Here is a 24,921-nt window from a genome sequence, read left to right as displayed (position 1 = left end):
CATGTAGGGGTCACACCAGCTGTTTACGCTGGTTTGACGGCGGGATAGATAAAGACTCTCGATACTTGGCGACAGTGCGGCGAGCTACAATGATTCCCTGGTCGGAAAGCAGTGAGGTCAGCTTGCTGTCGCTCAGCGGTTTAGCGGGATTTTCCGCTGCAATGAGTTTTCTCACCAGCGCACGGATGGCGGTGGATGAGGCCTCGCCGCCGTTGTCAGTGTTGACGTGGCTGGAAAAGAAATACTTCAGCTCAAAAATACCGCGCGGACTGTGCAGAAATTTCTGGGTCGTCACGCGGGAAATAGTGGACTCGTGCATATCTACAGCCTGAGCGATATCCGCCAGCACCATAGGTTTCATAAATTCTTCGCCGTGCTCAAAAAACGCCTGCTGCTGTTCCACAATGCAACGGGTCACTTTCAGCAGCGTCTCGTTACGGCTTTCCAGGCTCTTGATAAGCCAGCGGGCTTCCTGCAGATGGCTGCGGATGAACTGCCCGTCGCTGTCGTTACGCGCCGTACTGCCGAGAGCGGCATATTGCTGATTGATTTGCAGTCGTGGCACGCTGTCGGTATTAAGCTCCACCGCCCAATGACCCTGAATCTTGCGCACCAGCACATCTGGAATCACATACTCGGATTCGCCGGTATTGATAGACTGCCCAGGGCGTGGGTCCAGCGATTGGATCAGCGCCAGCGCTTCTTTCAGCACCTCTTCTTTGAGACGACTGGTACGGATTAGGGTGCGAAAATCATGGTTAGCGAGCAGATCGAGGTAGTCGCTGACGATAAGTTTAGCCTCTGTTAAACGAGGCGTGGTGCTATCGAACTGCGAGAGTTGTACCAGCAGGCATTCGCGCAAATCGCGGGCAGCCACGCCGACAGGGTCAAAACGCTGTACGCGCTTTAGCACTGCTTCCACTTCTTCCAGCGTCACCTCGTCATTGCCGATGCTGTCTCGAATATCGTCCAGCGACACGGTCAGGTAACCGGTATTGTCCACTGCGTCCACAATCGATGTGGCGATAGCCGAGTCGGTATCGGAAAACGGCGTCAGTTCCACCTGCCACATCAGGTAATCCTGAAGTGTTTGTGTGGTTTCGCCCTGATAAACCGGCAATTCTTCGTCACGGTAGTCAGTGCTGGTGCCGGACGGGGTGCCAGCGGTGTAGATTTCATCCCAGGCGGCGTCGAGCGGCAACTCGTCGGGCATCTCTTTTTGTTCCAGCGCCTCGCGGGTGTCCAGCGTTTCGCTGTCGCTGTTTTCCTGGGTTTCCACTTCGTCATGAATATCGGCCTGCTCCAGCAACGGGTTGCTTTCCAACGCCAGTTGGATCTCCTGCTGTAGTTCAAGCGTGGACAACTGCAGCAGGCGGATAGCCTGCTGTAACTGCGGTGTCATAGCCAGTTGCTGGCTGAGCCTGAGTTGCAAACCTTGCTTCATAACGCGCGTTAACTTCCTTTTGAATTATCAACCTAAAACATGACGTCAGAGTCGGAAGCCTTCGCCCAGATAGACTCGTTTTACCTGCTCATTCGCCAGTATATCCATCGGGGAGCCGTGGGCAATAAGCTGTCCTTGACTCACGATATAGGCGCGCTCACAGACATCAAGCGTTTCACGGACGTTATGGTCGGTAATCAACACGCCCAACCCGCTATCGCGCAGATGTTCAATGATTTTCTTAATATCGATAACCGAAATCGGGTCTACCCCTGCAAACGGTTCGTCCAGCAGGATGAACTTGGGATTGGCGGCCAGCGCACGGGCTATTTCCACCCGGCGGCGTTCACCACCGGACAGCGATTGTCCCAGACTATCTCGCAGGTGAACAATATGAAACTCTTCCATCAGTTCGTTGGCGCGATCCTGCTGCTGCTCGCGGGTCAGATCTGTTCTGATCTCCAGCACCGCCATCAGGTTGTCGTAAACGCTTAGTCGCCGGAAAATCGAGGCTTCCTGCGGCAGGTAGCCAATACCGCGACGGGCGCGATCATGCAACGGCAGCAGGCTGATGTCTTCATCATCGATCACGATGCGGCCTTCGTCGCGCGGAACGATACCGACAACCATGTAGAAGGTGGTGGTTTTCCCGGCCCCATTAGGTCCGAGCAGTCCAACGATTTCGCCTGAATGTACATTCAGGCTGACGTTTTCCACCACTTTGCGGCCTTTATACGCCTTGGCCAGATTTTCGGCGATTAGTGTTGCCATGGATTAGCGCGTTACTCACTGTTGTTTGGCGGGCTTGCTGGTATTGCTGCCAGGCTTGGCGCTATTCTGCGCGCCTTTATCCTGCAACTGTGTTGGGACCAGGACGGTGGTGACTCGTTTACCTTTGTCGCTGAATGCTTCCATCTGCTGCTGCTGAACCAGATAAGTGATGCGATCACCTTTGACATTGCTGTCCAACTGTTCCAGGTAAGCATCGCCGGTCAGGATGACCAGTTGCTTGTCCATCTCATAACGCATCTTTTGAGCGTGGCCTTTGACCGGTTTGCCGTTGTCCTGCATCTGATAGAACGTTGCCGGATTACCGTAACCTTCGATCACTTCATGACCTTGCTGGCCGTTAGGACGGGTGACCACTACCTTGTCAGCCTGCGCTTTTATCGAGCCTTGCGTCACGATAACGTGGCCGGTGAAGGTGACCACATTGCCTTGCATGTCCAGCGCCTGCTGGTCGGAAGTAATGTGAATGGGTTGATCGGTGTCTCCGGTTAACGCCAGGGCCGGAATGCTGACGGCAAAAAGCGAGCTGGCGATCAGGATGCTGTGTAAGACATTAATTTTTTGGTTGGATTTCATAATAGGATTTTACCTTATCGATCAACTCAGCGGTTTTGCTGCGCAGATTTCCACGCATTTTTAGTCCGTTAGAGGTAAAGTTGACACCGTACAGGGTGACTTCGTCGTCCGATGTCACATCCTGCGTAACCAGATTAATCTGTGCATTATCCGTTTTAATCCGCTCTAGTTGTGAGTCGTTGGTCAGGCTATTGACCTCAACATGGCCGTACAGATACAACATGCGATCTTTCGTCAATTTGGCGCGATCAGCCCGTACCGACCAGGTTGCAATCGCCTGCTCATTGAACATGGTTGCTACCGGTTGCGTAAACCAGCTTACCTGCTCGGCGTTGTAGTGTTCCGCTTTTTCGGCCACCAGTTTGTAACTTAGTTTCCCGGTCGGGTCATACACCACGGTAATGTTTTGCTGCATGGTATAGGCCGGATCACTATTTTGCACTTCCGACGGCCCATTTCCCGCCCGCCGGGCGGTCAGATTTAACCCGATCAACACCAGCGCAATCAATGCTAACAACAGCGTTAACCAGCGTTTCGTTTTACTCATATCGACAGCCCTTTGGCGAAGTCCAGTTTACCTTGTGCCAGCAGAATAAGATCGCAAATCTCTCTCACCGCGCCACGACCGCCGCCAATACGCGTGACGTAGTGCGCTCTGGGTTGCAGCAACGGGTGAGCATCAGCTACGGCCACGCTTAGCCCGACTTCAGCCATCACCGGCCAGTCGATGAGGTCATCGCCAATATAGGCAACCTGGCTGGCATTGAGCGACAGTGTATCCAGCAGTTCGCGGAAGGCTACAAGCTTATCGGACTGTCCCTGATACAGGTGGCGTATCCCTAATGTCTGGCAGCGATCGATGAGCAACTGCGATGAGCGGCCAGTGATAATCGCCACGTCGATATCCGATGTCAGCAGGCAGCGAATACCGTAGCCGTCGCGTACGTTGAAGGTTTTCAGCTCTTCGCCCTGATTGCCCATATAGATCAGGCCATCAGAGAGTACGCCGTCAACATCGCAGATTAACAGACGGATATCACGGGCACGCTGCATGACCAGGGTATCGACAGGCCCGTAACAGGTATCGGTTTGCGGCCGGGTTTCACTCATTCACTCGTATCCTTGGTTTTTCATTCAGTGGCCAGTGGCGCACGCACGTCAGGCTCATACCACACCCGCGCGCAGCATATCGTGCATGTGGACTATCCCCAGCAGACGATCATCTTCTGCTACCAGCAGCGAGGTGATGTGTCGGGATTGCATCAGATTCAGGGCGTCGACTGCCAGTATTTGCGGCGTCACCCGGATGCCGCCGCGCGTCATCACATCAGCGATGCCAGCGCTATTGAGGTCGATATTCATATCGAACACCCGGCGCAGGTCACCGTCGGTAAAGATGCCTTCGATACGGTCATCCGGGCCGCAAATGACCGTCATCCCCAGATTTTTGCGGGTAATCTCCAGCAGTGCGTCACGCAGCGATGCATCACGGTTGACGCGAGGGATCTCGTCGCCAGTGTGCATGATATCGTTGATTCGCAACAGCAGTTTGCGACCAAGTGCGCCGCCGGGGTGCGACAATGCGAAATCTTCGGCAGTAAAACCACGTGCCTGCAATAGTGCAACGGCCAATGCATCGCCCATCACCAATGTCGCGGTGGTGCTGGAGGTGGGCGCCAGACCAAGTGGGCAGGCTTCCTGTGACACGTGAACGCAAAGGTGGATATCCGCCGCTTTGGCCATAGTGCTTTCCGGGTTGCCGGTCACGCAGATCAGGCACACTTGCAGGCGTTTTAGCACCGGGATAAGCGCCAGGATTTCATGGGACTCGCCGGAGTTGGAAATGGCTATCACGATATCCTGTGCGGTAATCATGCCCAAATCGCCGTGGCTGGCTTCGCCGGGGTGGACAAAAAAAGCCGGCGTACCGGTGCTGGCGAAAGTAGCGGCCATCTTGCAGCCGATATGCCCCGACTTGCCCATGCCCATCACCACGACTTTGCCGTGGCAGTGAAACATTTTCTCGCAGGCGCGGGAGAAATTGTCGTCAATATATTGGTCCAACTGCGCGAGACTGTCGCGCTCGATAGACAGAACTTGCCGACCGGCGGCCTGGAAATCAAAACCAGGTTGTAACTCGAAATGTGACATGTAAAACATCCTGCGTTGCCATGCGCTGGCTATGAGAACAAGAACAGCACCGAAAGGTACGCGATAAACGCACACAACAGCAATGCGCCTGCGCCCTGACCGATGCGCCGTTTCTGGCGGAGACAAAGAATCGTCAGGAACGCGCTGACTCCAAGCATCACCCAGTAATCGCGTGAAAACGCGAGCGGGTTTACCGCGCCGGGGGACAAAAGGGCGGACACGCCCAGCACTATCACGATATTAAAGATATTGGAGCCAATCAGGTTGCCGAGTGCGATGTCGTCTTCCTTCTTCAGCGTACCGACTATCGCCGTTGCTAATTCCGGCAGACTGGTACCGACAGCCAACACTGTCAGCCCAATGGTCAGTTCGCTGATATTAAAGTAATTGGCGATAACCGTGGCGTTATCGATCACAATCCGCGATGACATCGGCAGAATAATCAAGCCTATCAGCAACCATAACAGCGCCACAGTCTGATTGTTCTCTCGCGGCAACTCTGCTATTCGTTCTTGGGTCAGGCTGTCATCGCCGCGGTTCTGGGCGGCGTGTGCCATGCGTAGCATCAGCACGATGCAGGCAATGGCCGTCAGCAATAGCAACACGCTATCCAGACGGCTTAGAAAGTTGTCGTGCAGCAGAACGCCGCACAGTAGCGTCACCACCAGCATGGGCGGCAGTTCCTGACGCAGTAGCGTGGAATGAAAAGTCAGTGGGCGGATCAGTACAGCACTGCCGAGGATCAGCAGGATATTGGCGATGTTTGAACCCAATACGTTGCCAACGGCCATGTCAGTTTGATGGTTGAGCGCGGCGGTTGCCGATACCATCAGTTCGGGCAGCGATGTCCCCATGCTTACGATCGTCATGCCGATAACCATCGGCGGTACGCCAAATGTGCGGGCCAGTACGGCAGCGCCGTACACCAGACGGTCGGCGCCATAAACCAGTAACACTAAACCAACAATTAACAGTACTGTCGCAAAAAGCATGAAGCGTCCTTTATTCAGGTATAATCACCGGTTTATTGGCGAACAAACCAGTATTTCTGGACGAATAATAAGCAAAATCGCCATTTTTTCTCGTTAGCGCTAATTCTGACTGCGCAAGGCGAAAAAGTAAAACCAATGGCAATTTTGGTCACGAACCAGTGTGCTGATTCTGTAACAGTGGAGCGCCAGCGTAGCACCCCAAAACAGGATTATCGGGGCAGTGCGGTGCAAAAATGTGAAAACAGGCGGTCGCAAACGGCGGTCGTTGAGGAAAGAAACCATGAACCACGAAAATCTGGTAGAAATTCGCGGGCTCAGCTTCCGGCGGGGCGACAGGCCGATTTTTTCGGATGTCTCGCTGAATGTGCCAAAGCAAAAAATCACGGCCATCATGGGGCCGTCCGGCATCGGTAAAACCACGCTGCTGCGGTTAATTGGTGGGCAATTGCAACCGGACAGCGGCGAAATCTGGTTCGACGGGGAAAATATTCCGACGCTTTCCCGTTCCCGTTTGTATGAGACTCGTAAGAAGATGAGCATGTTGTTTCAGTCCGGGGCGTTGTTTACCGACCTGAACGTGTTCGACAATGTTGCCTGGCCGCTACGCGAACATACGCAACTGCCCGAACCCTTGCTGCACAGCACGGTGATGATGAAGCTGGAAGCCGTTGGGTTGCGCGGGGCGGCGGAGCTGATGCCGTCTGAGCTTTCGGGCGGCATGGCGCGGCGTGTGGCGCTGGCGCGCGCCATTGCGCTTGATCCGCAACTGATCATGTTCGATGAGCCGTTCGTCGGTCAGGACCCGATCACCATGGGAGTGCTGGTGAAGTTGATTGACGAGTTGAACCAGGCGCTCGGCGTGACCTGCATCGTGGTGTCTCACGATGTGCCGGAAGTGCTGAGTATTGCCGATCATGCTTATATCATTGCCGATCAGCGTGTGGTGGCGGAGGGATCGCCGACTGAATTGCAGCACAATAGCGATCCGCGCGTGAGGCAATTTCTTGATGGCATTGCCGACGGCCCGGTGCCGTTCCGCTATCCGGCGGACGATTATCAGCGTGGGTTGTTAGGCTTGGGGAGTAAGTAATACATGCTAGTACAGGCATTAGCGTCGCTGGGACGTGTTGGCATTCAGGTGTGTGCCGCTTTCGGGCGGGCCGGGCTGATGTTGTTCAATGCGCTGGTGGGCAAACCGGAACCGGCCAGGCAGTGGCCGCTACTGCGCAAACAGCTCTATAGCGTGGGCGTGCAATCATTGCTGATCATTATGGTATCCGGCATGTTTATCGGCATGGTGTTGGGTTTACAGGGGTATCTGGTCCTGACTACCTACAGCGCGGAAGCCAGTTTGGGCATGATGGTAGCGCTGTCATTGCTGCGTGAACTGGGACCGGTGGTGACGGCGCTGCTGTTCGCCGGGCGTGCCGGTTCTGCCCTGACGGCGGAAATCGGCCTGATGAAGGCGACCGAGCAGTTATCCAGCATGGAGATGATGGCGGTGGACCCGTTGCGCCGTGTAGTGGCGCCGCGTTTCTGGGCTGGGGTGATTTCCATGCCGCTGTTGGCAGTGATTTTTGTCGCTGTCGGCATCTGGGGTGGGGCGCTGGTTGGTGTGGACTGGAAAGGTATCGACAGCGGCTTTTTCTGGTCGGCAATGCAAAACGCGGTGGAGTGGCAGAAAGACCTGCTTAACTGTGTTCTCAAGAGCCTGGTGTTTGCCATTACCGTCACCTGGATTGCGCTGTTCAATGGTTATGACGCGATTCCGACGTCAGAAGGCATCAGCCGCGCGACGACCTGCACAGTGGTGCACTCGTCGTTGGCGGTACTGGGATTGGATTTTGTGCTGACAGCACTGATGTTTGGGAAATGAGTCGATGCAAACAAAGAAACATGAAATAGGGGTTGGCGTGTTCATGCTGATCGCGCTGTGCGCCATAGTCTTTTTATGCCTGAAGGTGGCGGACCTGAAATCACTGGGGCCACAGCAAACCTACCGTTTGTACGCAACCTTCGACAATATTGGCGGCCTCAAGGTGCGTTCGCCGGTGAAAATCGGTGGGGTGGTGATTGGTCGGGTGAAGGATATTTCGCTGGATACCAAGACATATCTGCCGCGGGTAGCGATGGATATTGATCAGCGTTACGACCAGATTCCGGATACCAGTTCGCTGGCGATTCGTACCTCTGGTCTGTTGGGGGAACAGTATCTGGCGCTGAATATCGGGTTTGAAGACGAGGATATGGGAACCTCGATTTTGAAAGACGGTGGGACGATTCAGGATACCAAGTCAGCGATGGTGCTGGAGGACCTTATCGGTCAATTCCTATATAAGAGCGGTGGCAGCAATACTGACAATGCCAACCAGAATAAGGCAGATCAAAATACGGTTAACCCCGATGCGGCTAGCCCAAATAATACGAATCAGAGTCATGCCAAACCGGCAGAAGCCAAACCTGCGGATAAAAGCGGTGAATCGGCAAAACCTGAATCTGGTAATAAACCGGCCCAACAGCCTTAAGAGGACACAGCATGTTAAAACGTTTATTGATGGTGGCACTGTTGGTGGTGGCCCCGTTTGTCAGTGCGGCTGACCAGACGAACCCTTATAGCCTGATGCATGATGCGGCGCAGAAGACCTTTGATCGTCTCAAAAATGAACAGCCGCGTATTAAACAAGACCCTAACTACCTGCGTACTGTGGTACGCGAGGAACTGTTGCCTTATGTGCAGATAAAATACGCCGGTGCGTTGGTGCTGGGTCAGTATTATAAGGATGCCACACCGGATCAGCGCGAGGCTTACTTCAAGGCGTTTGGGGCATATCTGGAGCAGGCGTACGGTCAGGCGTTGGCGTCTTATCATGGTCAGACTTACGAGATTGCGCCAGAGCAACCGGTGGGTAATGCCGAGATTGTTTCCATCCGCGTGACTATTATTGATAACGGTGGTCGCCCGCCGATTCGCCTGGATTTTCAGTGGCGTAAGAACACCAAAACCGGTTACTGGCAGGCTTACGACATGATCGCCGAAGGGGTGAGCATGATTACCACCAAACAGAACGAATGGGCGTCCACGCTGCGCCAGAATGGGGTGGATGGGCTGACTAAACAGTTACAGGCGGCGGCTCAGCAGCCGATTACGCTGGATCAGAAAAATGGCTGATGCACTGCGGTGGCGGCAGGCAAACGACACCCTGCATCTGGAAGGCAGCCTGGATCGTGATACGTTACTGCCACTATGGCAGCAGCGTGACGCACTGCTGGCTGCCAGCCGAGTGCTGAATGTGGAACAGGTTGAAAGGGTGGATTCCGCGGGTCTTGCTCTGTTGGTGCACTTTTATCACCAGCAGGAACAGAACGGATCGTCGCTGGCGATTGTTGGTGCCAGTGATAAGCTCCGTACGCTGATCCAGTTGTATAACCTGAATGAAATTATTCCTATCCGCTTAGCGGTCTGATCGTTGTGTTTTTATGATTAAGCTTCCCCCTTGTCGCATTGCGCAAGGGGGATTTCTTTTGTTTAAGATGGCGGCAGATTCATCTAAGATACCACCCTGTTTATCATCCCCCCTGACGTAGAATCGAGATCAATGGAAAACGACGAAATTAAAGACGTGCTGATGAAGGCGTTGGCGCTTGCGGAAGTGCATGTTTCCGGTGACGGCAGCCACTTTCAGGTCATTGTGATAGGTGAGTTGTTCAAGGGTATGAGCCGCGTAAAACAGCAACAGGCGGTCTATGCGCCTCTGATGGAATATATCGCGGATAATCGCATTCATGCGTTGTCGATCAAGGCTTATACCCCTGAAGAGTGGCAGCGCGACCGTAAATTGAGCGGTCTGTAAGTCAGTGGCCGCCAGGCCGTGCTATTGAATCTGAATATTGAGAAATCGTCACTATGGATAAATTTCGTGTGCAGGGGCCAACCCGGCTCGCTGGTGAAGTTACTATTTCTGGTGCTAAAAATGCCGCCCTGCCTATCCTGTTTGCTGCCTTGCTGGCTGAAGAGCCGGTAGAAATCCAGAATGTTCCCAAACTGCGTGATATCGATACCACCATGAAGTTGCTGAGCCAACTGGGGGCGCGCGTTGAGCGTAACGGTTCCGTTCATGTTGATGCCAGCACGGTCAATGTGTTCTGTGCCCCTTATGAGTTGGTGAAAACCATGCGTGCGTCTATCTGGGCGTTGGGTCCGCTGGTGGCGCGCTTTGGTCAGGGGCAGGTGTCGTTGCCGGGAGGTTGTGCCATCGGCGCTCGTCCGGTTGATTTGCACATTAATGGCTTGGAACAGTTGGGAGCGAGTATCACGCTGGAAGAAGGGTATGTGAAGGCTTCGGTCGATGGCCGGTTGAAAGGCGCACATATCGTGATGGACAAAGTCAGTGTCGGCGCGACGGTCACTATCATGAGCGCTGCAACATTGGCGGTAGGCAAAACCATCATTGAGAATGCGGCGCGCGAGCCGGAAATTGTCGATACCGCGAATTTCCTCAATACCCTGGGCGCCAGAATCAGCGGCGCTGGCAGTGACAAAATCGTCATCGAAGGGGTGGAGCGTCTGGGCGGAGGGGTGTATCGCGTGCTGCCGGATCGCATTGAAACCGGGACTTTCCTGGTGGCGGCTGCGGTGTCTGGTGGTAAGGTGCTGTGCCGTCACACCCGTCCGGATACGCTGGACGCCGTGTTGTCCAAACTACGTGAAGCGGGCGCTGATATCGAAACCGGTGAAGACTGGATCAGCCTGGATATGCATGGCTGCCGGCCTAAAGCAGTCAATGTGCGTACTGCTCCGCATCCAGGATTCCCAACCGATATGCAGGCGCAGTTCAGTCTGCTGAATCTGGTAGCGGAAGGTACTGGCGTTATCACGGAAACCATTTTCGAAAACCGCTTCATGCATATCCCTGAACTGATTCGCATGGGAGCGCAGGCGGAAATCGAGAGTAACACGGTGATTTGCCATGGCGTCGAGCGCTTGTCTGGCGCACAGGTAATGGCAACCGACCTGCGTGCGTCGGCCAGTCTGGTACTGGCGGGGTGTATTGCGCAAGGCACTACGCTAGTGGATCGTATTTATCATATTGATCGCGGCTACGAGCGCATTGAAGACAAGTTGCGTGCGTTGGGTGCCAACATTGAACGGGTGAGTGCTAACGACTAACCGTTACTGCCGGGTGAGCTACTGCATCACCCGGCGTTACTGCCGGCACGACTTAGTCGCTGGTAGGGTATCCCTGGATGGTCATATTGAGCTTTATTTCCTGATTATCACGTAAAATGACCACGGGAATGACGGAACCGGGCCGAATCTCTGCTACCTGATCCATGGTTTCTATCACCGAACGTGCTGGCTTGTTATTCACTTCCAGCAGCAAATCGCCCTTCTTAATACCTGCTTTATCTGCCGGGCCGCCGGAATCGACCTCGCTGACGACGATACCCTGCAATCGTTCCAGGCCGGTGACCTGATTGCCCAGCCGCTCACGCTGTGCGCCACGGATGCCGAAATAACCACGAATCACCCGTCCATCGCGGATCAATTTGTTCATGATTTTGGTCGCCAGTGCAACGGGAATAGCAAAACCAATGCCTTCCGGCGTGCCGCCATCATCACTTTTATCAAATGACAAGGTATTGATGCCAACCAGTTCACCGAGTGTGTTGACCAGCGCTCCGCCGGAGTTGCCGTGGTTGATTGAAGCATCGGTCTGCAGGAAATTCTGCCGACCAGAGGCGCTGAGTCCTACCCGACCAGTAGCGCTGATGATCCCTTGGGTCACCGTCTGGCCGAGATTGTAGGGATTGCCGATAGCCATCACGACGTCGCCGACATGGAACACCCGTTTCGGGTTGATGGGGATCGCCGGTAGATTAGTGCCTTCGATTTTCAGTACAGCCAGATCGGTCAGGCTGTCTGAACCCACTAATAGCGCTTCAAAGATACGACCATCCTGTAATGTGACCACAATTTGTTCGGCATTGCTGATCACATGCTTGTTGGTCAGGATGTACCCTTTGTTGTTCATGAGTACGCCGGAACCCAGGGTGCGAATGTTCAGCTCGTTTTTGGTCGCTGGATCGTTGCCCTGATTGTATACGTTCACCACAGCTGGCGCGGCGCGGCGTACTCCCTGGTAATAACTGACCGGGGTTTCCTGACTGCTGTCGCTGTCGGATTTGAACCATCCCTGGCTGGAACGCAGTGCCGGAATGGCCAGCAACAGAATACCGGCCACGATGACACCGAACAGCGTCGAACGTAACAGTTTGGTTAGCATGAGCGTTTTGGGTGTAAAAGAAGGTTTAATCGCAGAATATCAGAGAAGAATGGACGCCGCATCGCGCGGCGTCCACTTTTTCATGGCTTAACGCAGCAGCAGATAGATAGTTTCATCCCCACGCACAATATTCAGGGCCAGCACCGAGGGTTTGGCTTCCAGAATTTTGCGCAACTGAGTGATGTTTTCCACGCGCTCACGATTCACGCCGACGATAATATCGCCTTTCTGCAGGCCAACCTTCGCGGCAGCACTGTCTTTGGCCACGTTATCAATCGCCACGCCTTTGCTGCCGTCTTTAAGCTGCCCGTTGTTGAGGGTCGCGCCCTGCAACGCCGGAGACAGCGTGTCGGCATTAGTGGTGACGTTGGTGCTGTTATCCAGTACCACGGCCACTTCCTGTTGCTTGCCTTCGCGCAGCAGGCCGATGCGGACGGTTTTACCCGGCGCGGTCGTGCCAATTTTGGCTCGCAGTTCGGCAAAGCTGCTGATGGGTTTACCATCCAGCGATATCAGCACATCGCCCGCTTTAATACCCGCCTTGGCTGCGGCAGATTTCGGAATGACCTCGCTGACGAAAGCACCGCGCTGGGCATCCACTTTGAACGCTTTGGCTATCTCGGAGGTCATCTCGCTGCCCTTGATACCCAACAGGCCGCGTTTCACCTCGCCGAATTCCACCAACTGTTGCGCCATATTCTGCGCCATATTGCTCGGAATGGCGAAACCGATACCCGAGTTGCCACCGCTTGGCGTCAGAATCGCGGTGTTAATGCCAATCAGCTCGCCCCGCAGGTTGACCAGTGCTCCGCCGGAGTTACCACGGTTAATGGAAGCATCGGTCTGGATAAAGTTTTCCAGCCCTTCAAGATTCAGGCCGCTGCGACCCAGCGCGGAAACAATACCAGATGTTGCAGTTTGACCGAGTCCAAATGGGTTGCCGACGGCAACAGCGAAGTCGCCGACGCGCAACTGATCAGAGTCCGCCATTTTAATTTCGGTGAGATTCCTGGCGTCATTCAACTGCAACAGCGCGATATCGGTTTGTTCATCGCGCCCGATCAGTTTGGCGTCATATTCACGACCATCATTCAACTGCACCTGAATTTTATCTGCGTTGTTGACGACGTGATTGTTGGTTAACACATAGCCTTTTTCGGCATTGATAATGACGCCTGAACCTAATCCTTCAAACGGACGCGCATTTTGTTTTTCGGACGGGGTATTGGGGCCAAAGAAGAATTTGAACTCTTCCGGGATACGCTGGCGCTGTACCTGTGTACCTTCCACGTGAACGCTCACGACGGCAGGCAGCACTTTTTCCAGCATCGGCGCCAAACTGGGCAGCGCCTGACCTTCTACAACGGCAGGCAACGCGGCGTTGGCCGGGGGCAATGAAGACAACGACAGTCCAATACCGAGTGCCAGTGCGCTATATAACAACGATGTTTTTTTCATTGATTATTAACTCTCTCACGACCTGCCTATGAATAAAACGATGATATATAAACTTAAACTTGCGGTGAATACTCAGACACAGTGCGGTGTGTAAAGTTCGCTGATATTTCGTCAGCAGAATGTAACAACCGTTGCTACGGGAAGGTAGGCATGGCCTATCACAGAACACACCCTGACGACAAATTGCGTGTCGTCAGGGTGAATAAGAACGGCAAGGTCAGCAAAGCTAGCGGTCACTTGCCTGTTGGTCGTGCGCCACGCAGCAGGCCAGATGCGCTGCCTGAGTAGTCGCGCGGCGGCATATCTACCGGGGCTTGGTCGTTGTCCGATTCGGCCTCGGTCAGGCGATAGCGGAACGGGTTGTCCTGCATCGGAACATCCGGCAGCAGGTTGTTGGAGCTTTTCGCCATATGTTGGTAAAGCTGACGGTAATCGCGTGCCATATTGTCGAGCAGTTCTGCGCTGTGGGCAAAATGGCTGACCAATTCCTGACGATATTCTTCCAGTTCGGTTTTGTTTTTCTCCAGTTCGTTTTGCAGTACCTGCTGCTGGCGCAATTTACGGTTGCCGAACCGCATCACGACAGCGCCAATGATGACACCGATAACAAATCCAATCAGCGCAGACTCCCAGGTCATAAAACGACTCCTATTTTGACTTCGTTGTCCCGTAGGGTTTTTTCACTTAATAATAGTCACTATAACCGCTAACCTCGCCGGAGTGGAGTCCTTGTAGATCTGGTCTGATCGGGTATGTGGTCACCGCGAAGCGCTAACGCTCACGATCACGGGCTGAACCGGCGTTAACGCACGATAAAATATAACGAAATTTTTCTCAGGGATTTTGTGCTATGCAGAGAACAACCCCTTTGGCACTTTACCAGCAGGCTTTGATGGCCCAGACCTATCAACCCGATGAGGTGCAGCATCAAACTGTAGTCCGCCTAAACGCCATTCATCAAACGCTGACGGAACAGGTATGGGGACAAACGGAAAACCGCGCGCCGGGACTGATGTCGAAATGGCGCAATTGGCTGGGAAATAAGGAAAAATCACCATCGCCGGTGCAAGGGCTGTATATGTGGGGCGGAGTGGGGCGAGGTAAAACCTGGCTGATGGATCTGTTTTTCCACAGTTTGCCCTCGGAGCGCAAACTCCGGCTGCACTTCCACCGATTTATGCTACGGGTGCATGAAGAGCTGAACCAACTACAAGGGCAGGAAAACCCACTGGAAAAGGTGGCGGATGGCTTTAAGGCTCAGACCGATATTCTGTGTTTCGATGAATTCTTCGTGTCTGATATTACCGACGCCATGTTGCTGGCGGAACTGTTGCGGGCATTGTTCTCGCGGGGGATTGCGCTGGTAGCGACGTCTAACATTCCGCCAGACGAGTTGTATCGCAATGGGTTGCAGCGCGCGCGTTTCCTGCCTGCCATTGATTTGATCAAGCGCTACTGCGATGTGCTCAATGTGGATGCAGGCATTGATTACCGGCTACGTACCCTGACTCAGGCACACTTGTATCTTACCCCAATCAATGCAGATACCGATGCTCAGATGCAGGCAATGTTTCGTAGCCTGTCCGGGCGTGATGTCAGTCAGCCAGGCCCGGTGCTGGAGATTAATCATCGCCCGTTGGCAACACTGAGCGCAGGGGATGGTGTGCTGGCGGTGGATTTCGCCACCTTGTGCCTTGAGGCGCGCAGCCAGAATGATTATATCGCGCTATCGCGGCTGTATCACACGGTGTTGTTGCATCATGTTCCGGTGATGGAAGTTAAAGATGAAAATGCTGCCCGTCGTTTTCTGGCGCTGGTGGACGAGTTCTATGAACGCCGGGTGAAGCTGATTATGTCTGCACAGGCACCGATGTTTGACATTTATCAGGGCGAACACCTGAAATTTGAATATCAGCGCTGTCTGTCGCGTTTACAGGAGATGCAAAGCGAAGAGTACTTGCGCCAGCCGCATTTGCCGTAATGGTTTCCTGCAACCGGCGACGTAGGTGGGCAGGAAATTGTTAGAGAAAAAAGTCGATCTTTGAAATCGACTTCTCTATAATCCTGCGACCCCACGTTACAACAAAGTTTTTTCCCGAAACTTTAATCGCGCTGGCAATAGCTATTCGAAGGGGTAGGTTTGCTGGACTAGATAGCCGTGTGAACCTCAACACTATTTATTTAAGCGTTTGGGTGTTCACCAACGTGTAACTTAAATTGGGTAAGCTTTTAATGAAAACTTTTACAGCTAAACCAGAAACCGTAAAACGCGACTGGTACGTTGTTGACGCGAGCGGCAAAACTCTTGGCCGTCTGGCTACTGAACTGGCTCGTCGTCTGCGCGGTAAGCACAAAGCGGAATACACTCCGCACGTTGATACCGGTGACTACATCATCGTTCTGAACGCAGAAAAAGTTGCTGTAACCGGCAACAAACGTTCTGACAAAATGTACTACCATCACACCGGCCACATCGGTGGTATCAAAGAAGCGACCTTTGAAGAGATGATTGCCCGCCGTCCTGAGCGCGTAATTGAAATCGCGGTTAAAGGCATGCTGCCGAAGGGCCCGCTGGGTCGTGCTATGTACCGTAAACTGAAAGTTTACGCGGGTAACGAGCACAATCACGCGGCACAGCAACCGCAAGTTCTGGACATTTAATCGGGATTACAGGCAATGGCTGAAAATCAATACTACGGCACTGGTCGCCGCAAAAGCTCCGCCGCTCGCGTATTTATCAAACCGGGCAGTGGCAACATCGTCATCAACCAGCGTACTCTGGAGCAGTACTTTGGCCGTGAAACCGCGCGCATGGTCGTTCGCCAGCCGCTGGAACTGGTCGATATGGTTGGTAAATTGGATCTGTACATCACCGTTAAAGGTGGTGGTATTTCTGGTCAGGCCGGTGCTATCCGTCACGGTATCACCCGCGCTCTGATGGAATACGACGAATCTCTGCGTTCTGAACTGCGTAAAGCTGGCTTCGTTACCCGTGACGCTCGTCAGGTTGAACGTAAAAAAGTGGGTCTGCGCAAAGCACGTCGTCGTCCGCAGTACTCCAAACGTTAATTTCTGGCTGCCTGGCAGCGAAATCAACGCAGAAAAACCCGGTGTTTATCACCGGGTTTTTTTTCGCTCAGCGTTATTCATGGAAAAAATCTGCTTTGATTACTGTGGGTTAACTATGAAAACACGCTTATCCCCCCACAAAACAAACAGAATCTGATACACTATTGCCCGGTTTTGTGCCTTTCGCCAGCAAGTGATTTTAACAGAACGACGGATGTCGTCCGCTTTCTCCCCCTTGGGGAAGCCTAAACGCGGCAAGGCCAGCAGGATCATATTCTCGATCGGTTGTTCGCCGTATTTTTTCGATAACTTGGAGGTTTTCATGGCTGTCGCTGCCAACAAACGTTCGGTGATGACGCTGTTTTCTGGTCCGTCCGACATTTTTAGCCATCAGGTCCGTATCGTACTGGCCGAAAAAGGGGTGAGTGTCGAGATTGAGCAGGTGGACATGGATAATCTGCCGCAGGATCTTATCGACCTCAATCCTTACGGTTCTGTGCCGACATTGGTTGACCGTGAGCTGACGTTGTATGAATCACGTATCATCATGGAATATCTTGATGAGCGCTTCCCGCACCCGCCGTTGATGCCGGTTTATCCGGTGGCGCGTGGTAATAGCCGTTTGATGATGCACCGCATCGAACAGGATTGGTATTCGTTGATGAAAACTATCCTGAATGGTAATGCATCGGATGCGGAAGCTGCGCGTAAGCAACTGCGCGAAGAGTTGCTGGCGCTTGCCCCGGTGTTCAACGAAGCGCCTTATTTCATGAGTGAAGAATTTAGCCTGGTGGATTGTTACCTGGCTCCGTTGCTGTGGCGTCTGCCGGTGCTGGGTATCGAACTGATCGGTTCTGGAGCGAAGGAACTGAAAGGTTATATGACTCGCGTGTTTGAGCGTGATGCCTTTCTCGCTTCACTGACTGAAGCTGAGCGTGAAATCCGGTTGCAGTCCAGAGGGTAATGGCATGACGTTGTCTCAGCTCTCTCCGCGCCGCCCGTATTTATTACGGGCCTTTTATGACTGGTTGCTGGATAACCAGCTGACGCCGCATCTGGTAGTGGATGTAAGCATTCCCGGCGTGCAGGTGCCGATGGAATTTGCCCGTGACGGACAAATTGTCCTGAACATTGCGCCGCGTGCGGTGGGAAATCTTGAGCTGGCTGATGACTGCGTACGTTTCAATGCGCGTTTTGGTGGTGTTCCCCGTCAGGTGTTCGCTCCAATGGCGTCGGTGATGGCGATCTATGCCCGTGAAAATGGTGCGGGCACCATGTTTGAGCCTGAGCCAGCCTACGAAATCGTCGAAGAATTTGGTGAGCAACCTCAAACTGGAGAGGCATCCAAACCGACGCTGATTTCGGTGGTGGACAATGAGTCTTCCTCATTGCAAAACGAGCAGCCAGATGATGAACCGCCGCAGCCACCGAGAGGCGGCAGACCTTCCCTGCGAGTAGTCAAATAATCGCGATTGATAAAAAAGGCACGTCATAGTGCCTTTTTACTGTTTGCTTATATCTGCAAGATAAAGTTAAAGGCGGCCAGCGCCGCCTTTGGAGTATCAGAAGGGATTAGACTTCCAGATAGTTCATGATGCCGTCAGCGGCTTTACGGCCTTCTGCTATCGCGGTCACCACCAGATCAGAACCACGTACCGCATCACCACCAGCGAAGATTTTCGGGTTTGATGTCTGGAATGCACTGTTGCTTTGTTCCGGTGCGATGATGCGGCCCTGCGTATCCAGTTCCACGCCATGCTCTGCCAGCCATGCCATCTTATGCGGACGGAAGCCAAACGCCATGATGACCGCATCGGCTTCCAGCACATGCTCTGACCCTTCCACCGCTTGTGGACGGCGGCGGCCATTGGCATCCGGCGCGCCCAGTTCGGTACGAATCATGCGAACGCCGCATACTTTACCAGCACCGTTGATTTCAATGCTGAGCGGCTGCAGGTTGAAGCGGAACTCTACGCCTTCCTCGCGCGCATTTTTCACTTCGCGCCTGGAGCCTGGCATGTTCTCTTCATCACGACGGTAGGCACAGGTGACGTGAGTCGCACCTTGACGAATCGAAGTCCGCACGCAGTCCATCGCGGTATCGCCGCCACCCAGCACTACCACACGTTTGCCCTGCATCGAGATATACGGTTCCTGTTCGCTGGTTTTGAAACCCATCAGGTGCTTGGTATTAGCAATCAGGAACGGTAGCGCGTCGTATACGCCCGGCGCGTCTTCGTTTTCCAGCCCGCCACTCATCGACTGATAGGTTCCGACGCCCAGGAAGACGGCGTCATATTCTGCCAGCAGGTCGTTCAACTGAATGTCTTTGCCGATCTCGGTGTTTAGCTGAAACTCGATTCCCATCTCCGTGAAGATTTCGCGGCGTTTGGTCATCACCTCTTTTTCCAGCTTGAACGCCGGGATACCGAAAGTCAGCAAGCCGCCGATTTCCGGATGACGGTCATAGACCACCGCCTTCACGCCGTTACGGGTCAGCACGTCAGCACAGGCAAGCCCGGCAGGGCCAGCACCGATGATGGCTACACGCTTGCCGGTTGGCTGCACGGACGACACATCCGGACGCCAGCCCATCTCAATCGCTTTATCGTTGATGTAGCGCTCAATATTGCCGATGGTTACGGCACCGAATTCGTCGTTCAGGGTGCAAGACCCTTCGCACAGACGATCCTGCGGACAAACACGGCCACAGACTTCCGGCAGGCTATTGGTCTGGTGAGACAGTTCCGCCGCCTCAATAATCCGGCCCTCGTTGGCCAGTTTCAGCCAGTTTGGGATGTAGTTGTGGACCGGACATTTCCATTCGCAGTAAGGGTTGCCACAGGCCAGGCAGCGATCTGCCTGCGCCTTGGACTGGCTTTCCGAGAATGGCTCGTAAATTTCAACAAACTCGATTTTACGAATCTTCAGCGGCTTCTTGGGCGGATCAACGCGCTGTAAGTCGATAAACTGATAAACATTTTGACTCATGATGACCTCTTACTGCGCCTGTACCCGCAGCTCTGCTGCGGAACGACTACGATGACCCAACAACGCTTTCACATCACTTGACTTCGGCTTGACCAGCGCAAATTTCGATGCCCAGACCGGCCAGTTGGCAAGAATTTCTTCGCCACGCTGTGAACCCGTTTGCTGAACGTGCTCGGTAATCAGCCCACGCAGGTGTTCTTCGTGAATCGCCAGGTTTTCCACATCCAGCACTTCAACCAGTTCCGGATTGACGCGCTTACGGAATTCGCCGTCGTCATCCAGTATGTAGGCGAAGCCGCCGGTCATGCCCGCACCGAAGTTAACGCCGGTACGGCCCAGGATGCAGACGATACCGCCGGTCATGTATTCGCAGCCGTTATCACCAATGCCTTCCACCACGGTGATGGCACCGGAGTTTCGCACCGCGAAACGTTCTCCGGCACGGCCTGCGGCGAACAGTTTGCCGCCGGTTGCTCCGTACAGACAGGTGTTACCGATGATGCTGGCTTCATGGCTGCGGAAGGCTGAGCCAACCGGTGGACGTACGGAGATAACACCGCCCGCCATGCCTTTTCCCACGTAGTCGTTAGCATCGCCGGTCAGGGCCAGCTCAACGCCGCCAGCGTTCCATACACCGAAGCTCTGCCCAGCCGTGCCATTGAAATGCACTTTGATCGGGTCGCTCGCCAGCCCTTGGTCACCGTGTTTCGCCGCAATCACGCCGGACAAGGTCGCACCGACGGAACGGTCGGTATTGCGGATGTCAAAATAGAGTGCTTTGCTCTGTCTGGCATCGACATGCGCCTGAGCCTGTGCGATCAGCTCTTTGTTCAGCAGCCCTTTATCAAACGATGGGTTGCCCTCGGTGCAATACAGCGCTTTGCCAGATTGCGGCGCGACGGTGTGCAGCAGCGGCGACAGGTCCAGCTTGTTCTGTTTAGCGGTGATGCCATCCAGTTCGACCAGCAGGTCGGTGCGGCCAATCAGGTCTACCAGACGGCTGACGCCCAGTTCCGCCATCAGCTCGCGGGTTTCGCGGGCGATGAAGGTGAAGTAGTTGACCACGCGCTTCGGCAGGCCGTGATAATGGTCGCGGCGCAGCTTGTCATCCTGTGTTGCCACGCCGGTAGCGCAGTTGTTCAGGTGGCAGATACGCAGATATTTACAGCCCAGCGCCACCATCGGGCCGGTGCCGAAGCCAAAGCTTTCCGCACCCAGAATCGCGGCTTTCACGATATCCAGACCGGTTTTCAGACCGCCATCCACCTGCAAGCGAATCTTGTGACGCAGTCCGTTGGCTACCAGCGCTTGCTGGGTTTCCACCAGACCCAGTTCCCACGGGCAACCGGCGTATTTCACCGATGTCAGCGGACTGGCGCCGGTGCCGCCGTCATAACCGGCGATAGTAATCAGGTCGGCATACGCTTTTGCCACGCCGGTGGCGATGGTGCCGACACCCGGTTCAGAAACCAGCTTGACCGAAATCATCGCTTTCGGGTTAACCTGCTTCAGGTCGAAAATCAACTGAGCCAGATCTTCGATTGAATAAATATCATGGTGCGGCGGCGGAGAAATCAGGGTCACGCCCGGTACGGAATAACGCAGGCGCGCGATATATGGCGTCACTTTATCGCCCGGCAACTGACCGCCTTCACCCGGCTTGGCACCCTGCGCCACCTTGATTTGGATAACGTCGGCATTAACCAGATAAGCCGGGGTCACGCCAAAGCGACCGGAAGCCACCTGCTTGATACGGGATACTTTATTGGTACCGTAACGAGCCGGATCTTCGCCTCCTTCGCCGGAGTTGGAGAAGCCGCCAAGGCTGTTCATGGCTTCCGCCAGCGACTCATGCGCTTCGGGGCTTAACGCGCCGATAGACATGGCAGCGGTGTCGAAGCGTTTGAACAGCTCCGAATCCGGCTCGACGTTCTCCAGCGGGATAGCAGCGCCTTCCTGCGGCTTGAGCGCCAACAGGTCGCGCAGCATGGATGCCGGGCGCTCGTTAACCAGTTTGGCGTACTGTTGGTAATCCTGATAGTTGCCGCTGTGTACTGCGGTTTGCAGTGTTTTCACCACGTCAGGATTGTAGGCGTGGTATTCACCGCCATAAACAAACTTGAGCAGGCCGCCCTGATCGAGTTTCTGACGCTTGAGCCAGGCGCGTTTGGACAGATTTTGCAGGTCCTGCTCGAAGTCGCTGAAGCTTGCGCCGCCAATACGGCTCACCACGCCCTGGAAGCAACGGGACGCAACGTCCTGATGCAGGCCGACCGCTTCGAACAGTTTCGAGCAGCGATAGGAGGCGATGGTAGAGATCCCCATCTTGGACATGATCTTGTACAGACCTTTGTTGATGCCGTTGCGGTAGTTCAGCATCACGGTACGGTACGGTTTGTCGATAGAGTGGTTATCTACCAGACGGGCCAGCGTTTCATAGGCCAGGTATGGGTAAACGGCGGTAGCGCCGAAGCCGAGCAGTACTGCGAAGTGGTGCGGATCGCGGGCGCTTGCGGTTTCCACGATAATGTTGGCGTCGCAACGCAGGCTTTTTTCCACCAGCCGCGTCTGAATCGCACCCACCATCATTGGCGCTGGCACCGGCAGGCGATCAGGCGTGATGCCACGGTCACTCAGCACCAGCAGCACCGCGCCGGCACGTACCTTGTATTCCGCTTCGTCACACAGTTTTTCGACGGTTTCCTGTAGCGAACGTTGTTTAGGATCGAAGGTGATATCGATCTTCTCAGCGCGATAGTGCTCTGGATCCTGATTGATCAACTGAATGAAGTCAGAGTAGAGCAGGATCGGCGATTTGAAGCTCAGGCGGTGAGCCTGTCCCTCTGCTTCGCAGAATACGTTCATTTCTCGACCGATGCAGGTAGCGAGCGACATGACGTGCGCTTCGCGCAGCGGGTCGATAGGCGGATTGGTTACCTGTGCGAACTGTTGACGGAAATAATCGTAAATGATGCGTGGGCGGCTCGACAGCACGGCAAATGGCGTATCGTCACCCATGGAGCCGGTCGCTTCCTGACCGTTTTCCCCCAGCACGCGAATAACCTGATCCAGCTCCTCAAAGCTGTAGCCAAATTGCTTCTGGTAGGTTTCCAGCAGGGCGTCATCCAGCTCCCGGCTGCCAACCTGATCATCCGGCAGTTCTTCGAACGGTACCAGACGTTTAACGTTCTTCTCCATCCACTCTTTGTACGGGTGGCGGCTTTTCAGGTCATCATCGGTTTCGGTTGAATGCAGAATACGGCCAGTACGGGTATCGATAACCATCAGTTCGCCCGGACCGACGCGGCCTTTTTCCACCACTTCGTCAGGCTGGTAATCCCAGATACCTACTTCGGATGCACAGGTGATCAGCTTATCCTTGGTGATGACATAGCGCGCCGGACGCAGACCGTTACGGTCAAGGTTACAGGCAGCGTAGCGCCCATCGGACAGCACCAGACCGGCCGGGCCATCCCATGGCTCCATATGCATGGAGTTAAAGTCAAAGAAGGCGCGCAGCTCCGGGTCCATATTCGGGTTGTTCTGCCAGGCTGGCGGCACCAGCAGGCGCATGGCGCGCACAATGTCCATCCCGCCTGCCAGGAACAGTTCCAGCATGTTGTCCAGCGACATAGAGTCCGAACCGCTTTCGTCAACAAACGGCGCCGCGTTCAGCAAGTCAGGAATCAACGGGGTCTTGAATTTGTAGGCGCGGGCGCGTGCCCATTGGCGGTTGCCGGTAATGGTGTTGATTTCACCGTTATGCGCCAGATAGCGGAACGGTTGCGCCAGACGCCAGCGCGGCACGGTGTTGGTGGAGAAGCGCTGGTGGAACAGGCAAATAGCCGATTCCAAGCGCAAGTCTGCCAGATCAAGATAGAACCGCGGCAGGTCTGCCGGCATACACAGACCTTTATAGATATTCACCAGATTGGAGAGGCTGCAGACGTAGAAGTCTTTATCCTGTATGCGTTTTTCAATACGACGACGCGCCATAAACAGGCGACGCTCCATATCACGCGGACGCCAGCCAGCTGGGGCATTAACGAAGATCTGTTCGATGCGCGGCAGGGAAGAGAGCGCTATCTCACCCAATACGTCCGGGTTGGTGGGCACATCGCGCCAGCCGAGTACGGACAGGGTTTCATTTTGCAGTTCTTCTTCGACAATCTGGCGAGTGGCGTGGGCTTTCTCTTCATCCCGGCTGAGGAACAACATGCCGACCGCGTAATTGTTAGCCAGTCGCCAGCCTTGTTCTGCGGCAACCAGACGGAAGAAACGATCCGGTTTTTGAAGTAATAGCCCGCAACCGTCGCCGGTCTTGCCGTCGGCAAGAATCGCGCCACGGTGCTGCATTCGTGCCAGTGCGTGAATCGCTGTGCGCACGACTTTATGGCTCGGTTCACCTTCTATATGGGCGATCAATCCGAAACCACAGTTGTCTCTTTCATGGGATGCATCGTACAACATATCTCAGTGAACCTCCCCAGGCTCTGTATGACTTCCTCAATCGTTATCTCACTACCAGAATACGGGTGCGTAATGTGCGTTAACCGCGTGCTAACCGCGAGCGACCCCTTCACTGCGCCTGATTGGCATCAGTGGTGTGCGCCGCTCTCTTTTATCTGGCCTCTCGTAAGGTCTCACAAGTGATGTGATTTGCTTGATGAGGGAGTCTTCTTCTTTACTGCATAAATATGACGAGACATTAACTCGTCAGGAAAGCTTCCAGCGGATTTCCAAATTAGCGAGAAACCCTGTTCAGGTCAAATTTCCATGGTAGACTGGCACTTTAGGGACAGAATTTACTTATGCTTATGAAATAAAAGGATTTAATTAATAAAAATAAGACGTTGGCAAGGTGGCGTCATTGGCTGAACTGTGAGCTGTATCACTATAGCAATGGCGGGTTTTTATTGCTGAATGCTGTGATTATGCCACTTCGTGGCATCTTATTCTGTTTGGTGTGATTTTTTTAATTCATGACACTGTTTTTCATTCTACGGTCATCTTTTAATGGAATGAACCTCGCAGATAAGAAAAATTAATCAGCAAGAATATGATTTTATTTTCAGGAAAAACGAATAAACATGCAGCTGCATAAACCGGAGCGTCTTGATCGGGGTCATCGCCGTTAACAGGCGCTAAAGGTAGGCTGATTTTTTGT

Annotated in this window: 25 protein-coding genes; 12 read left to right on the top strand and 13 right to left on the bottom strand. The window is 54.0% G+C overall.

From position 1 onward, the window contains the following. Window positions 1-10 precede the first annotated feature (10 nt). From rpoN to Dpoa2040_RS17385, 7 genes are read right to left on the bottom strand one after another with little or no spacing between them, the layout of a single operon-like run. Window positions 11-1,444: an RNA polymerase factor sigma-54 gene (gene rpoN / locus Dpoa2040_RS17415; protein ID WP_168642047.1), complete on the bottom strand. Its 1,434-nt coding sequence runs from the start codon at window positions 1,442-1,444 to the stop codon at window positions 11-13. Between the two features lie 45 nt (window positions 1,445-1,489). Further along, window positions 1,490-2,215 (bottom strand): LPS export ABC transporter ATP-binding protein, encoded by a 726-nt coding sequence (gene lptB / locus Dpoa2040_RS17410; protein WP_042867944.1) that lies wholly within the window; start codon window positions 2,213-2,215, stop codon window positions 1,490-1,492. A gap of 15 nt (window positions 2,216-2,230) precedes the next feature. Beyond that, window positions 2,231-2,809 (bottom strand): lipopolysaccharide ABC transporter substrate-binding protein LptA, encoded by a 579-nt coding sequence (lptA, locus tag Dpoa2040_RS17405; protein WP_168642046.1) that lies wholly within the window; start codon window positions 2,807-2,809, stop codon window positions 2,231-2,233. Then, window positions 2,787-3,356, bottom strand: a complete 570-nt coding sequence (lptC, locus tag Dpoa2040_RS17400) for an LPS export ABC transporter periplasmic protein LptC (protein ID WP_042867947.1) — start codon at window positions 3,354-3,356, stop codon at window positions 2,787-2,789. The genes lptA and lptC overlap by 23 nt, the downstream gene beginning before the upstream one ends. Next, the gene (gene kdsC / locus Dpoa2040_RS17395; RefSeq protein WP_168642045.1) at window positions 3,353-3,919 is read right to left on the bottom strand and encodes a 3-deoxy-manno-octulosonate-8-phosphatase KdsC; all 567 of its coding nucleotides are present in this window, start codon (window positions 3,917-3,919) and stop codon (window positions 3,353-3,355) included. Before kdsC ends, lptC begins: the two co-directional genes overlap by 4 nt. 54 nt (window positions 3,920-3,973) lie before the next feature. Then, window positions 3,974-4,960 (bottom strand): arabinose-5-phosphate isomerase KdsD, encoded by a 987-nt coding sequence (gene kdsD / locus Dpoa2040_RS17390; protein ID WP_042867952.1) that lies wholly within the window; start codon window positions 4,958-4,960, stop codon window positions 3,974-3,976. A 29-nt stretch (window positions 4,961-4,989) separates the two neighbouring features. After that, entirely contained in the window at window positions 4,990-5,952 is a 963-nt protein-coding gene (locus Dpoa2040_RS17385) for a calcium/sodium antiporter (protein ID WP_042867954.1), read from the bottom strand. A gap of 280 nt (window positions 5,953-6,232) precedes the next feature. On the opposite strand from Dpoa2040_RS17385, the gene mlaF reads away from it, so the two are divergent. The 7 genes from mlaF to murA all read left to right on the top strand — a co-directional run bounded on the left by mlaF (window position 6,233) and on the right by murA (window position 11,119). Beyond that, a complete protein-coding gene (gene mlaF, locus Dpoa2040_RS17380; RefSeq protein ID WP_168642044.1) occupies window positions 6,233-7,042 on the top strand; it encodes a phospholipid ABC transporter ATP-binding protein MlaF in 810 nt (269 codons plus the stop codon). A 3-nt stretch (window positions 7,043-7,045) separates the two neighbouring features. Then, a complete protein-coding gene (gene mlaE / locus Dpoa2040_RS17375) occupies window positions 7,046-7,828 on the top strand; it encodes a lipid asymmetry maintenance ABC transporter permease subunit MlaE (RefSeq protein ID WP_168642043.1) in 783 nt (260 codons plus the stop codon). Between the two features lie 4 nt (window positions 7,829-7,832). Next, entirely contained in the window at window positions 7,833-8,477 is a 645-nt protein-coding gene (mlaD, locus tag Dpoa2040_RS17370; protein ID WP_168642042.1) for an outer membrane lipid asymmetry maintenance protein MlaD, read from the top strand. Between the two features lie 11 nt (window positions 8,478-8,488). Beyond that, window positions 8,489-9,121, top strand: coding sequence for a phospholipid-binding protein MlaC (mlaC, locus tag Dpoa2040_RS17365; protein ID WP_042867961.1), 633 nt, complete (start codon window positions 8,489-8,491; stop codon window positions 9,119-9,121). After that, on the top strand, window positions 9,114-9,416 hold the full coding sequence (gene mlaB / locus Dpoa2040_RS17360) for a lipid asymmetry maintenance protein MlaB (protein ID WP_168642041.1): 303 nt from the start codon (window positions 9,114-9,116) through the stop codon (window positions 9,414-9,416). Before mlaC ends, mlaB begins: the two co-directional genes overlap by 8 nt. Before the next feature lie 132 nt (window positions 9,417-9,548). Continuing rightward, the gene (gene ibaG / locus Dpoa2040_RS17355) at window positions 9,549-9,803 is read left to right on the top strand and encodes a BolA family iron metabolism protein IbaG (protein ID WP_042867966.1); all 255 of its coding nucleotides are present in this window, start codon (window positions 9,549-9,551) and stop codon (window positions 9,801-9,803) included. 53 nt (window positions 9,804-9,856) lie between these two features. Then, complete coding sequence (gene murA, locus Dpoa2040_RS17350) at window positions 9,857-11,119, top strand: UDP-N-acetylglucosamine 1-carboxyvinyltransferase (RefSeq protein WP_042867968.1); 1,263 nt, start codon at window positions 9,857-9,859, stop codon at window positions 11,117-11,119. A gap of 52 nt (window positions 11,120-11,171) precedes the next feature. Here the strand turns inward: murA and degS are convergent, their stop codons facing one another. From degS to zapG, 3 genes are all read right to left on the bottom strand, one after another. Then, window positions 11,172-12,236: an outer membrane-stress sensor serine endopeptidase DegS gene (gene degS, locus Dpoa2040_RS17345; protein ID WP_168642040.1), complete on the bottom strand. Its 1,065-nt coding sequence runs from the start codon at window positions 12,234-12,236 to the stop codon at window positions 11,172-11,174. Window positions 12,237-12,323: 87 nt separating this feature from the next. After that, complete coding sequence (gene degQ / locus Dpoa2040_RS17340; protein WP_168642039.1) at window positions 12,324-13,694, bottom strand: serine endoprotease DegQ; 1,371 nt, start codon at window positions 13,692-13,694, stop codon at window positions 12,324-12,326. Between the two features lie 233 nt (window positions 13,695-13,927). Next, entirely contained in the window at window positions 13,928-14,332 is a 405-nt protein-coding gene (zapG, locus tag Dpoa2040_RS17335) for a Z-ring associated protein ZapG (RefSeq protein ID WP_042867974.1), read from the bottom strand. Between the two features lie 212 nt (window positions 14,333-14,544). Here zapG and zapE point away from each other — a divergent pair, with 212 nt between their 5' ends. From zapE to rpsI, 3 genes are all read left to right on the top strand, one after another. Then, entirely contained in the window at window positions 14,545-15,675 is a 1,131-nt protein-coding gene (zapE, locus tag Dpoa2040_RS17330; RefSeq protein WP_168642038.1) for a cell division protein ZapE, read from the top strand. Window positions 15,676-15,926: 251 nt separating this feature from the next. Beyond that, window positions 15,927-16,355, top strand: coding sequence for a 50S ribosomal protein L13 (gene rplM / locus Dpoa2040_RS17325; RefSeq protein WP_012883052.1), 429 nt, complete (start codon window positions 15,927-15,929; stop codon window positions 16,353-16,355). Window positions 16,356-16,370: 15 nt separating this feature from the next. Further along, window positions 16,371-16,763, top strand: a complete 393-nt coding sequence (rpsI, locus tag Dpoa2040_RS17320) for a 30S ribosomal protein S9 (RefSeq protein ID WP_012883053.1) — start codon at window positions 16,371-16,373, stop codon at window positions 16,761-16,763. A gap of 99 nt (window positions 16,764-16,862) precedes the next feature. Here rpsI and Dpoa2040_RS17315 read toward each other — a convergent pair whose 3' ends face one another. Further along, entirely contained in the window at window positions 16,863-17,087 is a 225-nt protein-coding gene (locus Dpoa2040_RS17315) for a hypothetical protein (protein WP_146411632.1), read from the bottom strand. Here Dpoa2040_RS17315 and sspA point away from each other — a divergent pair. Next, window positions 17,086-17,727, top strand: a complete 642-nt coding sequence (sspA, locus tag Dpoa2040_RS17310) for a stringent starvation protein SspA (protein ID WP_168642037.1) — start codon at window positions 17,086-17,088, stop codon at window positions 17,725-17,727. The genes Dpoa2040_RS17315 and sspA overlap by 2 nt on opposite strands. A gap of 4 nt (window positions 17,728-17,731) precedes the next feature. Next, the gene (sspB, locus tag Dpoa2040_RS17305) at window positions 17,732-18,229 is read left to right on the top strand and encodes a ClpXP protease specificity-enhancing factor (RefSeq protein WP_168642036.1); all 498 of its coding nucleotides are present in this window, start codon (window positions 17,732-17,734) and stop codon (window positions 18,227-18,229) included. 106 nt (window positions 18,230-18,335) lie between these two features. Here sspB and Dpoa2040_RS17300 read toward each other — a convergent pair whose 3' ends face one another. Both Dpoa2040_RS17300 and gltB read right to left on the bottom strand, forming a co-directional pair. Continuing rightward, window positions 18,336-19,754 (bottom strand): glutamate synthase small subunit, encoded by a 1,419-nt coding sequence (locus Dpoa2040_RS17300; protein WP_168642035.1) that lies wholly within the window; start codon window positions 19,752-19,754, stop codon window positions 18,336-18,338. Between the two features lie 9 nt (window positions 19,755-19,763). After that, window positions 19,764-24,224 carry a glutamate synthase large subunit gene (gltB, locus tag Dpoa2040_RS17295; protein WP_168642034.1) on the bottom strand — a complete coding sequence of 1,487 codons (4,461 nt, stop codon included), beginning with the start codon at window positions 24,222-24,224 and terminating at the stop codon, window positions 19,764-19,766. Window positions 24,225-24,921: the final 697 nt, after the last annotated feature.

Origin of the sequence: Dickeya sp. CFBP 2040 (assembly GCF_012273755.1) — a bacterium.
Lineage (GTDB): Bacteria > Pseudomonadota > Gammaproteobacteria > Enterobacterales > Enterobacteriaceae > Dickeya > Dickeya poaceiphila.
This window is presented reverse-complemented; position numbering and strand designations above follow the sequence as displayed.

Coding starts and splice junctions, on each gene's coding strand:
- rpoN (WP_168642047.1), bottom strand. CDS start 1,444: ATGAAGCAAGGTTTGCAACTCAGGCTCAGCCAGCAACTGGCTATGACA.
- lptB (WP_042867944.1), bottom strand. CDS start 2,215: ATGGCAACACTAATCGCCGAAAATCTGGCCAAGGCGTATAAAGGCCGC.
- lptA (WP_168642046.1), bottom strand. CDS start 2,809: ATGAAATCCAACCAAAAAATTAATGTCTTACACAGCATCCTGATCGCC.
- lptC (WP_042867947.1), bottom strand. CDS start 3,356: ATGAGTAAAACGAAACGCTGGTTAACGCTGTTGTTAGCATTGATTGCG.
- kdsC (WP_168642045.1), bottom strand. CDS start 3,919: ATGAGTGAAACCCGGCCGCAAACCGATACCTGTTACGGGCCTGTCGAT.
- kdsD (WP_042867952.1), bottom strand. CDS start 4,960: ATGTCACATTTCGAGTTACAACCTGGTTTTGATTTCCAGGCCGCCGGT.
- Dpoa2040_RS17385 (WP_042867954.1), bottom strand. CDS start 5,952: ATGCTTTTTGCGACAGTACTGTTAATTGTTGGTTTAGTGTTACTGGTT.
- mlaF (WP_168642044.1), top strand. CDS start 6,233: ATGAACCACGAAAATCTGGTAGAAATTCGCGGGCTCAGCTTCCGGCGG.
- mlaE (WP_168642043.1), top strand. CDS start 7,046: ATGCTAGTACAGGCATTAGCGTCGCTGGGACGTGTTGGCATTCAGGTG.
- mlaD (WP_168642042.1), top strand. CDS start 7,833: ATGCAAACAAAGAAACATGAAATAGGGGTTGGCGTGTTCATGCTGATC.
- mlaC (WP_042867961.1), top strand. CDS start 8,489: ATGTTAAAACGTTTATTGATGGTGGCACTGTTGGTGGTGGCCCCGTTT.
- mlaB (WP_168642041.1), top strand. CDS start 9,114: ATGGCTGATGCACTGCGGTGGCGGCAGGCAAACGACACCCTGCATCTG.
- ibaG (WP_042867966.1), top strand. CDS start 9,549: ATGGAAAACGACGAAATTAAAGACGTGCTGATGAAGGCGTTGGCGCTT.
- murA (WP_042867968.1), top strand. CDS start 9,857: ATGGATAAATTTCGTGTGCAGGGGCCAACCCGGCTCGCTGGTGAAGTT.
- degS (WP_168642040.1), bottom strand. CDS start 12,236: ATGCTAACCAAACTGTTACGTTCGACGCTGTTCGGTGTCATCGTGGCC.
- degQ (WP_168642039.1), bottom strand. CDS start 13,694: ATGAAAAAAACATCGTTGTTATATAGCGCACTGGCACTCGGTATTGGA.
- zapG (WP_042867974.1), bottom strand. CDS start 14,332: ATGACCTGGGAGTCTGCGCTGATTGGATTTGTTATCGGTGTCATCATT.
- zapE (WP_168642038.1), top strand. CDS start 14,545: ATGCAGAGAACAACCCCTTTGGCACTTTACCAGCAGGCTTTGATGGCC.
- rplM (WP_012883052.1), top strand. CDS start 15,927: ATGAAAACTTTTACAGCTAAACCAGAAACCGTAAAACGCGACTGGTAC.
- rpsI (WP_012883053.1), top strand. CDS start 16,371: ATGGCTGAAAATCAATACTACGGCACTGGTCGCCGCAAAAGCTCCGCC.
- sspA (WP_168642037.1), top strand. CDS start 17,086: ATGGCTGTCGCTGCCAACAAACGTTCGGTGATGACGCTGTTTTCTGGT.
- Dpoa2040_RS17315 (WP_146411632.1), bottom strand. CDS start 17,087: ATGAAAACCTCCAAGTTATCGAAAAAATACGGCGAACAACCGATCGAG.
- sspB (WP_168642036.1), top strand. CDS start 17,732: ATGACGTTGTCTCAGCTCTCTCCGCGCCGCCCGTATTTATTACGGGCC.
- Dpoa2040_RS17300 (WP_168642035.1), bottom strand. CDS start 19,754: ATGAGTCAAAATGTTTATCAGTTTATCGACTTACAGCGCGTTGATCCG.
- gltB (WP_168642034.1), bottom strand. CDS start 24,224: ATGTTGTACGATGCATCCCATGAAAGAGACAACTGTGGTTTCGGATTG.